The 8,476-nt window shown below is 50.0% G+C and carries 8 protein-coding genes; 4 read left to right on the top strand and 4 right to left on the bottom strand.

The features are described 5' to 3' along the window. Positions 1-67: 67 nt before the first annotated feature. Positions 68-670, bottom strand: coding sequence for a DedA family protein (locus DW949_RS06595; RefSeq protein ID WP_118022451.1), 603 nt, complete (start codon positions 668-670; stop codon positions 68-70). A 122-nt stretch (positions 671-792) separates the two neighbouring features. Further along, positions 793-1,884 (bottom strand): acyltransferase family protein, encoded by a 1,092-nt coding sequence (locus tag DW949_RS06600; protein WP_118022452.1) that lies wholly within the window; start codon positions 1,882-1,884, stop codon positions 793-795. Between the two features lie 154 nt (positions 1,885-2,038). Between DW949_RS06600 and DW949_RS06605 the strand changes: the two genes are divergently transcribed. Then, on the top strand, positions 2,039-2,752 hold the full coding sequence (locus tag DW949_RS06605; RefSeq protein WP_233539515.1) for an MgtC/SapB family protein: 714 nt from the start codon (positions 2,039-2,041) through the stop codon (positions 2,750-2,752). A gap of 85 nt (positions 2,753-2,837) precedes the next feature. Next, positions 2,838-4,082 carry a pyridoxal phosphate-dependent aminotransferase gene (locus DW949_RS06610; RefSeq protein ID WP_118022453.1) on the top strand — a complete coding sequence of 415 codons (1,245 nt, stop codon included), beginning with the start codon at positions 2,838-2,840 and terminating at the stop codon, positions 4,080-4,082. A gap of 79 nt (positions 4,083-4,161) precedes the next feature. Here the strand turns inward: DW949_RS06610 and DW949_RS06615 are convergent, their stop codons facing one another. Continuing rightward, positions 4,162-4,542 (bottom strand): P-II family nitrogen regulator, encoded by a 381-nt coding sequence (locus DW949_RS06615; protein WP_118022454.1) that lies wholly within the window; start codon positions 4,540-4,542, stop codon positions 4,162-4,164. Positions 4,543-4,712: 170 nt separating this feature from the next. Continuing rightward, positions 4,713-6,014, bottom strand: coding sequence for an ammonium transporter (locus DW949_RS06620; RefSeq protein WP_118022455.1), 1,302 nt, complete (start codon positions 6,012-6,014; stop codon positions 4,713-4,715). Positions 6,015-6,960: 946 nt separating this feature from the next. On the opposite strand from DW949_RS06620, the gene DW949_RS06625 reads away from it, so the two are divergent. Together DW949_RS06625 and DW949_RS06630 are read left to right on the top strand one after the other, a co-directional pair. Continuing rightward, on the top strand, positions 6,961-7,692 hold the full coding sequence (locus DW949_RS06625; RefSeq protein WP_059076562.1) for a LytTR family DNA-binding domain-containing protein: 732 nt from the start codon (positions 6,961-6,963) through the stop codon (positions 7,690-7,692). 93 nt (positions 7,693-7,785) lie between these two features. After that, positions 7,786-8,476, top strand: a 691-nt coding sequence (locus tag DW949_RS06630; protein WP_199595781.1) for an ESPR domain-containing protein, incomplete at its 3' end; no start/stop codon positions are given.

Below are 8,476 nucleotides of genomic sequence, written 5' to 3' on the forward strand. Positions count from 1 at the left end.
CTACATCCTGAAATATATCAGAAAAAAACTGCCGCATGATGAATGATGCGGCAGCAGGTGATACAGCTTATTCCGTCTGGCGGTGATTGCGGCTGCGGCGGTATTTCCAGAGACCGACGATGGCAATGACGGCGCAGACGATGCCCATCCCGATGAGCAGCTGATGATTGTACTGGATCAGGTCGCGCCAATGGCTGCCCAGTACGGAGCCGGCCCAGACGAGAAGCAGTGTCCAGGGAATGGTGCCGATAATCGTAAACAGTACGAACCGGCCGAAGGGATAGCGGGCGACGCCGGCCGGGAAGGAAATGAACGTCCGCACACCGGGCAGGCAACGGCAGATGATGACGGCAATGCCGCCGTACTTATTGAACATCTTTTCGGCCATATTGAATTTCTTTTCATTGAAGAAAATATATTTGCCGTATTTCAAGAGCAGAGGGCGGCCGCCATACGAACCGAGCCAGTAACTCAGCACGGAGCCGGTTACCCCGGCTGCACAGGCGATAATAAAGGTCGTCCAGAAATCGAAAATATGCTGGGAAATGAGGAACCCTGCAAAACCGAGTACGACTTCGCTGGGAATGGGAATATTGGCATTTTCGGCTACCATGGCCACGAACATGGCTGCATATCCATAGACTTCCATTAATTGCAGCAATGTATCCATAGAATTCATCCAACTCCTTATCTAAAAAAGAAAATATATAATCTGACTTGTTCTATCATAGCATAGATAGGAGTCTTTGTGCCAGCAGAGGGGGAAAAATTAACGAATTATTTAAATCCCGGTCACCGCGTTTTAAAGCACCCGAGATGGCATAAGGCGTATTTGTAGACGAAATAGCCGTAGAATAACGTCAGGCCCAGGGCCAGTATCAGTTTGAGCGGGGCGGCAATCGTAAGGGGCAGGAGGAAATACATGATGTTTTCCAGCACCGGTTCGCTCAGGTACCATACAGGATATGCCATATGGGACAGGGTGAGAAGCGATTGTGAACTCTGATCTCCCCAACGGGCAAAGGCGGCAATCAGTCCCAGTGTGCCCGAAAGAGAGAGGAAGGCGAGGATGACGACGTGATAGTAGGGAAATACATTGTACAGGACACAAAAACCAATGGCAGCGATCATCCAGACACTCCCCGGAACGTAACCGCCCGGGATGAACCAACGGTGTTTGGCTGCATAGATGCCGAGGAGAAAGTACAAAGCGGCCGTAATGAGCCAGCTAGGCTGGAAGCCCAGACCGGCAAAGAACGCCTGAATGGAGGACAGACCCTGCGGCGACAGGCCGAGAAGGCCGAAGTAGACGACGAGGGACAGGATGAGATGAGCCCCGGCAAAGAGGATGAGGAACAGCGGGGACGGAGACGATTGTTCCGCATGACGCAGGGCCTGATGATTGATTTTCTTGGCCCCTATGAGCAGCAGGGTGAACAACAGGAGCACTGCCAGGAATCCATACACTCCCAGGGTAAACCCCCGGCCCAGGAAGCGCTGTGTAAGAAATGTGAAAAATCCTGCGCTGTATCCCGTGCTGCGGGCACTGATCCAGGCTATTTCCGGCATCATGATAATTATGGCAAACAGCAAGGGCCAGCCCAGACGAAGCCAGCGTCCCCTGAAATAAGGCTGCAGCAGGCGGATACGCAGATTCGACGCACTGAAATAGCCGCTGAGGAAAAAGAGAACGGGAATGACCAGGGCCATGGCAAATTCATAAAAGAGATAATAAAAGGGAACGATAGTACCCTGCTGGCCGGCAAAGACATAATGAGGCGGCATAAACGGAGCCGGCAGGAATGAACCGGCGGCCAGACAGAGGATGCCCAGGAAAATGATAAACGTACGCAGGTTATCGAGATAAAATATATGTTTACCCATCAGGAGGACTCCTTTCTGTACACATTCTGTATAAGGAATATAGAAACACTATATAAGCGCAGAACGTAGATTTTCCTTCCGACGTATATTATACTATAACTAATATAAAGAAAAAGTGAAGATTTCGCTTTTTTGATGAATAGGAGTGATGCCCATGATGATTAGTACCAGTGACAGCATCATACGGCTCGTCGTGGCTATTATCCTGGGAGGCCTGATCGGGTACGAACGGGAGGCCCGGAGCCAGTCGGCCGGTCTGCGTACGCATATCCTCGTCTGTCTCGGCGCCTGCCTGTGCATGATTATTTCTATCAATATCGCCCTCGATTTCTATTCTGTCTATGGCTATACCCGTTCGGATCCGGAACGGATTGCCGCCCAGGTCATTTCCGGCGTAGGATTCCTGGGCGCCGGTACGATTCTGGCCAATCAGAAAGGGCACAGTGTCAAGGGCCTGACGACAGCGGCCAGCATCTGGGGCGTAGCTGCCGTCGGTCTGGTCGTCGGTGCCGGCTATCTGGTGACGGCAGCAGCTGCGACGGTGTTGATATTTATCGTCCTTACCGTATTTGTCCGCCTGGATAAGATGATGCGGAAACGGGGCCGCCATTCCTATGTGCTGCACCTGACCATGCGTAATACGGTGGGGCAGTCCCGCCGTCTCTCCGAATACTTGCAGCGTCATCAGCTGACCCTTCTTTCCTTTCATACGCTTTCCGGAGAAGAAGAGGAAAATGTCGAACTGGAACTGAACGTACACGTGGGAGAAGAACTGAGTCAGAGTGAACTCCTTTCGGACCTTCTGGGCATGAAGGGAATAAAAAAGGCCAGCGTGACAAAACCAGAAGAACAGAAAGAAAAAGAGTGAATTACATAAAAATATATGTAAACCGGGCATTACGTGGTATAATAAAAAAGAATACTTACGCTTTTGCTTTGGAGGGGGTCCTGTTATGTCAACATATATGGCAGCTGCCAGCCGGGAAGGGAAAAAATTAAATGATGTCGTATTTTCGTCCAGCGCGGCGGCAAAAGAAGCCATAAAAAAATATGGCATCGAACATGTCGTCAATGCCACCGTAGGCTGTTATGCCGGCGACGATGAAAAAGTCGCCTGTCTGCCCGTCGTTGAAAAAGTGTACAAATCACTGCCTATGAGCGATTTTATTACCTATGCGCCGCCAATCGGGCTGGCCGATTACCGCAGCGATGTCATCGATGCGACCTTTGAAGACCAGCGTCCCGATGGCTATGCGGCTGCTATTGCCACAGCTGGCGGTACCGGGGCCGTGCATATTGCCATCAGCAACTATTCCGAAGTAGGGGACCAGGTCCTGACGACGGACTGGCGCTGGTCCGTCTACGACAATCTCTGCGATGAAGTGGGCCGTCACCTCACGACCTTTGCCATGCTCGATGACAGCCACTCCTTCAATATCGATTCCTTTTCCTCGGCTGTAGCGGCCATTCTGCGCCAGCAGGATTCTCTGCTCATCATGCTCAATACACCGGCCAATAACCCGACCGGCTTTGCCCTGTCGGACCGGGACTGGGAAGAAGTGCTCGATGTGTGCCGGTTCCACGAAAAGAATGGAAAACGCATCAGCATCCTCGTCGATATCGCCTATATTGCCTATACGGGTGATAAGAATGAAGTCCGCACCTTTATGAAGAAGTTCAGCCATCTGCCGGAACACATCTTCGTCATGTTTGCCTACAGTATGTCCAAAGGGTTTACCCTTTACGGCCAGCGGGCCGGTGCCCTCGTAGGTCTTTCTTCCAGCAAAGATGTCATCGATGAATTTCAGGAAGTGGGAAAATATTCGGCCCGTACATCCTGGTCCAATATCAACCGGGCTGCCATGACATTGTTGTCCATCGTACGCCGGGATCCGGCGCTGCTCAAGGAACTGGAAACGGAAGAAAATGAATATTTCCAGAATATCCGCCGTCGTGCTGATATTTTCATGGAAGAAGCCCGGGCATGCAATCTCGACTTCGTACCCTACAAAGCCGGATTTTTCATCTCCGTCCCGACGCTGAAATCAGCCGATGCCTGTACAAAACTACGGGATGACCTGATTTTCGCTGCTCCTCTGGCACGGGGTATCCGCCTCGGCGTCTGCTCCATCCCGGCTTATAAAATGACCGGCGTGGCAGCTAAAATCAAAAAAGCTCTGGAATCGGTAGAAGGATAAAGGAAATCCCATAAGATTCTATACGAAAAGAGGCCGCTCCATGAAGCATTTTGCTTCGCAGAGCGGCCTCTTCGTCGTATCAGAAATCCGTGTCAGGCGGTTCTTTTTCATCCATAATGGCTTCGGCACCGCGGTCTCCCGTGCGGATACGGACGGCATCTTCTACGTTGAACACGAAGATTTTGCCATCGCCCGGTTCCCCGGTCTGGCAGATGCGCATGGCCGTTTCGATGACGTCATCGACAGGGACTTCGCAGACGACCGTTTCCACTTTGATATGGGGGAGGAGATTTACCTTGTATTCCTTGCCCCGGTATACTTCGATGTGGCCTTTCTGTGTGCCGCAGCCATAGACCTGGCTGACCGTGATGCCCATGACGCCGATGGCGTTCAGGGCGGCTTTGAGTTCGTCCAGCTTGCTCGGACGGGTCACGATGTCTATCTTTGTAATTTTTCTCATATACAATCACTCCTGCATTGGGAAATATATCTATAAATAGCATCAGCGGCGGGATTGTTTGTTAAGGAGATACATGTAACACGTCTTGGGATCGTCATGTCAATCCCGCAGCTGATGCAGCAAAGACCAGTGCTTGGGTAAGGGTGTGACACTGGCCGTTGCTGTCCATATTATAATGTCTGCTGCATATAACCGCGTTCGCCGTGTTCATTGATATCGAGACCGACCACTTCTTCATCGGCATCGACACGGAAATTCGTGAAGAGGCTGATGATTTTGTAGAGGATGACAGATCCGATAATAGCCAGCGCGTATGCAACGACTGTCGAAATGACCTGTGCCATCAGGAGGTGGGCATCGCCATAGAAAAGGCCGTTGGCCCCGTCCGGATTGACTTCTACCGTAGCCCAGAGGCCCGTAGCGATGGAACCCCACGTGCCGCCTACACCGTGGATGCCAAAAGCATCGAGGGCGTCGTCATAGCCCAGACGGCTCTTGCAGACGGCAACGGCCAGATAGCAGACGATACCGCTGATAGCACCGATATAGAGAGCCGGAAGGGGGGCGACGAACCCGGCAGCCGGCGTAATGGCTACGAGACCGGCGATGCAGCCTGATGCGGCTCCCAGGACGGTCGGTTTGCCATTGATGAACCATTCGATGAGGACCCAGGAAACGGTAGCGGCAGCCGCTGCGGCCTGGGAACAGATGAAGGCGCTGGCTGCCAGTGCATTGGCACCGAGAGCACTGCCGGCGTTAAAGCCGAACCAGCCGAACCATAAGAGCGTAGCTCCCAGGACGACCATGGGCATATTGTGCGGAATAATAGGATATTTGCCGAGACCGCGGCGTTTGCCGATGAGCAGGCAGAGCGTGAGTCCCGATACACCGGAAAGGATGTGGATGACGAGTCCGCCAGCAAAGTCGAGTGCGCCGAGCTGGGCCAGGAAACCACCGCCCCAGACCCAGTGAGCCATGGGGTTGTAAATGAAGATAGCCCATAACAAGATAAAAATGCAGAAAGCACGGAATTTGACCCGTTCGGCAAAGGCGCCGGTGATCAGAGCCGGCGTAATGACAGCAAACATGCACTGGAATGCGACAAAGGCCAGTTCGGGAATTGTACCGCCGGAAAGGCACTGCATGCCCACACCGGCCAGCCCGATTTTGTCAAGGCTTCCGATAAAGCCGTGGATATCGGTGCCGAATGTCATGGCATATCCCAGGATAATCCATTCGACAGAAATCATGGCGACGATGAAGAAACTCTGCATAATCGTCGTCAGTACGTTTTTACTGCGGACCATACCGCCATAGAAAAAGCCGAGGCCCGGGGTCATGATGAAGACCAGGGCGGCGGAAATCAGCACCCAGGCCGTATCCCCCGTGTCGATGGTTCCGCTCCCGTCAGCAGCCAGTGCAGTAGGCGCTATGAGCAGGAACCAGGAAAACAAACACCAAAATTTTTTCATACCTGTCACCCCTCTGGTGGACTGCAAAAGAAAGAGGCCCTGCACAGCACGTGGAGGTTGATGCTGGCAGGACCTCTTTGTCCCCTCATACAGACAAGCCTTTTACTTCCCCTCGAAACAACCTGCCTGCTCTTATTCTATTGCAGTACGAATAAATGATTATCAATAGAGAAACAGAAAAGCCCGGCTATAGCACGCTACGGTGTGTGCACAGCCGGGCTTCATCGCCCTGTGTTCTATTGATGACATTCATTATAGTTGTAAATACAGGGATTGTCAATAAATTTTTATGAAAGCAACCAACTTTTTGATAGTTTTATCGTGAAACGAACTGGCTTCCCGGGAACCTGGGGCAGCAGGCCGGTTTTGTTCCCTGCTTACCGCCGGATGTCGAAGTTTTTCTTTTCTGCTGCAAATGTTGAACTGTCAACTAGTAATCACTTTGTATTACGGTCAGGACAAGTTTCTGGCATAGTATGTCCCCAACGGTATATCGGTCAGATAGCAGACGGCGGCTCTATTTCTGGCAGAAAGATTAGAAAAAGTTCTGCATCATATACTATATGTGGGGGAGTCTGGAAGAGAACCGGGAATTTCCTGGCATGAACCGGCTTGACAAAAATACGCCAGTTTGTTCCGCTTTTTGTGGTTCTCCCGTCCTGCATCCCCTAAGTATATACAAAAGTATACTATCGACAGAACATGTTTTGTTATATACTAATATCATCAAAAGAGAAGAACGTTGAAATCTATCTTCTGCCCATATCAGGACGGAAGAAATGAAAAGAAACAGTAAATTTACCTGAGTGAATATGAGAAAATCCCACTTGTGACAAAAAATGCACTTTTAATGACACGAAAGCTTTTCGAAGGAAAGCACGTGATATAATGCAAGTGCAATGAGAAATGACGGATGCTCATATCATATATTGAAAGGAGGTATACTATGCTGAGGATTGCCCTTTGTGACGATATACCGGAACAGCTGGATATCATGGAAAACGCCGTGCGTACGTATTTTGCAGACAGCACGTATGAAATCAAAATTTCCCGGTATGATAATGCCATGCTGTTTCTGGATGCCTTTGAAGAAGAAATGAATTTTGATATCGTACTGCTCGATATCTGTATGCCCGGTATGCTGGGAACTGATGTCGCAACCGAAATGCGAAACCAGAAAAGCCGGGCGGAAATCATCTTTCTTTCGACGAGCGATGAGTTTGCAGTCGATGCCTTCGGTGTCCAGGCCGCGCATTACCTCGTCAAACCGTTTACACAAAAACAGTTTGATCAGGCTATGAACCGGGTCATGGAAAGCATCCGGCAGCGGCATAGCAAAAAAATCATTTTCCGTCTTGTTGGGGGCGGCATACAGGTGGAAGAAATCAATGACATCCTGTTTGTAGAAAGTAAAGGCCATATCCAGAAAGTATATACCCACGATGGGGCGGTTCTGGAGACGCGCCAGGCCCTGGCACAGCTGCTTGCGACACTGGATTCCATTTCTCCCGGCCAGTTTATTTCACCGGGCAAAGGGTATATCGTAAATCAGGCGGCCATTCATGTCATCAAAAGCGATTATATCGAAATCCAGGGATATCAGATTCCGCTGGCAAAACGGAAATACCGCCAATTCCAGGAAGAATATTTTAAGTTTATTTTTAAAAAAGAAGCATAAAAATTCTGAAAAAACAGATTTTTTGTGAGGTCTTATTTTTGTACGCAAATTTAGAGATATAGATGAATTTTTATACAGAAAGGAAGCGAACACATGAATAAGATATTTAAAGTCATCTGGAGTAAATCAAGAAATTGCTACGTCGTAGCTTCGGAATTAGCCAAAGGCACGAGCAAATCCACGAGCACGGGCCGCATGGCGAAACGGGCTGCACTGGCAGCCGTAGCAGCACTTCTGCTGTTCCCCGTCGGAGGATATAGCTATGCAGCGGATACGGCGACGGTAACTGATACTAGTGGCAATCAGCAAACGGTTTATACCAAAGAAGGGGTAGATAACGGGATAACGAGCCTGCAGGAAGATATTCAAAAATCTAATCAGCAAGTTCAAACTAGCCTTCAGGCCAGTGCTGATGCCATTACTGAAATCCAGCAAAACATGACGGACCAGAAAACCAGCACGGCCCTTCATATTTCCAGCACCGGCGATTTGATTGTAGGCACTAAAGAAAACCAGACAGTCAAAGACATGGAAATCCGTGGGCAATTGACTTCCGGTTCGATTTCTACTGGTGATATCACCTCTAGTGGTGATGTATCGGTAGCAGGGAAAGTAGAAGCGGAAGCTGTTTACGATGATACAACGAAGACCGGAAACTATGTGGTCCAAACCAATAGTGTGGGGGCTAACCTTTCCGCTCTCGATACCCAGGTTAAATCCAATGCTGATGCGATTGAGGAAGAAGCACGTAAGCGCAAATATTCGGTTACCAATCTGGAAAATG

Source organism: Megasphaera sp. AM44-1BH, assembly GCF_003467125.1.
Taxonomy (GTDB): Bacteria; Bacillota; Negativicutes; order Veillonellales; family Megasphaeraceae; genus Megasphaera.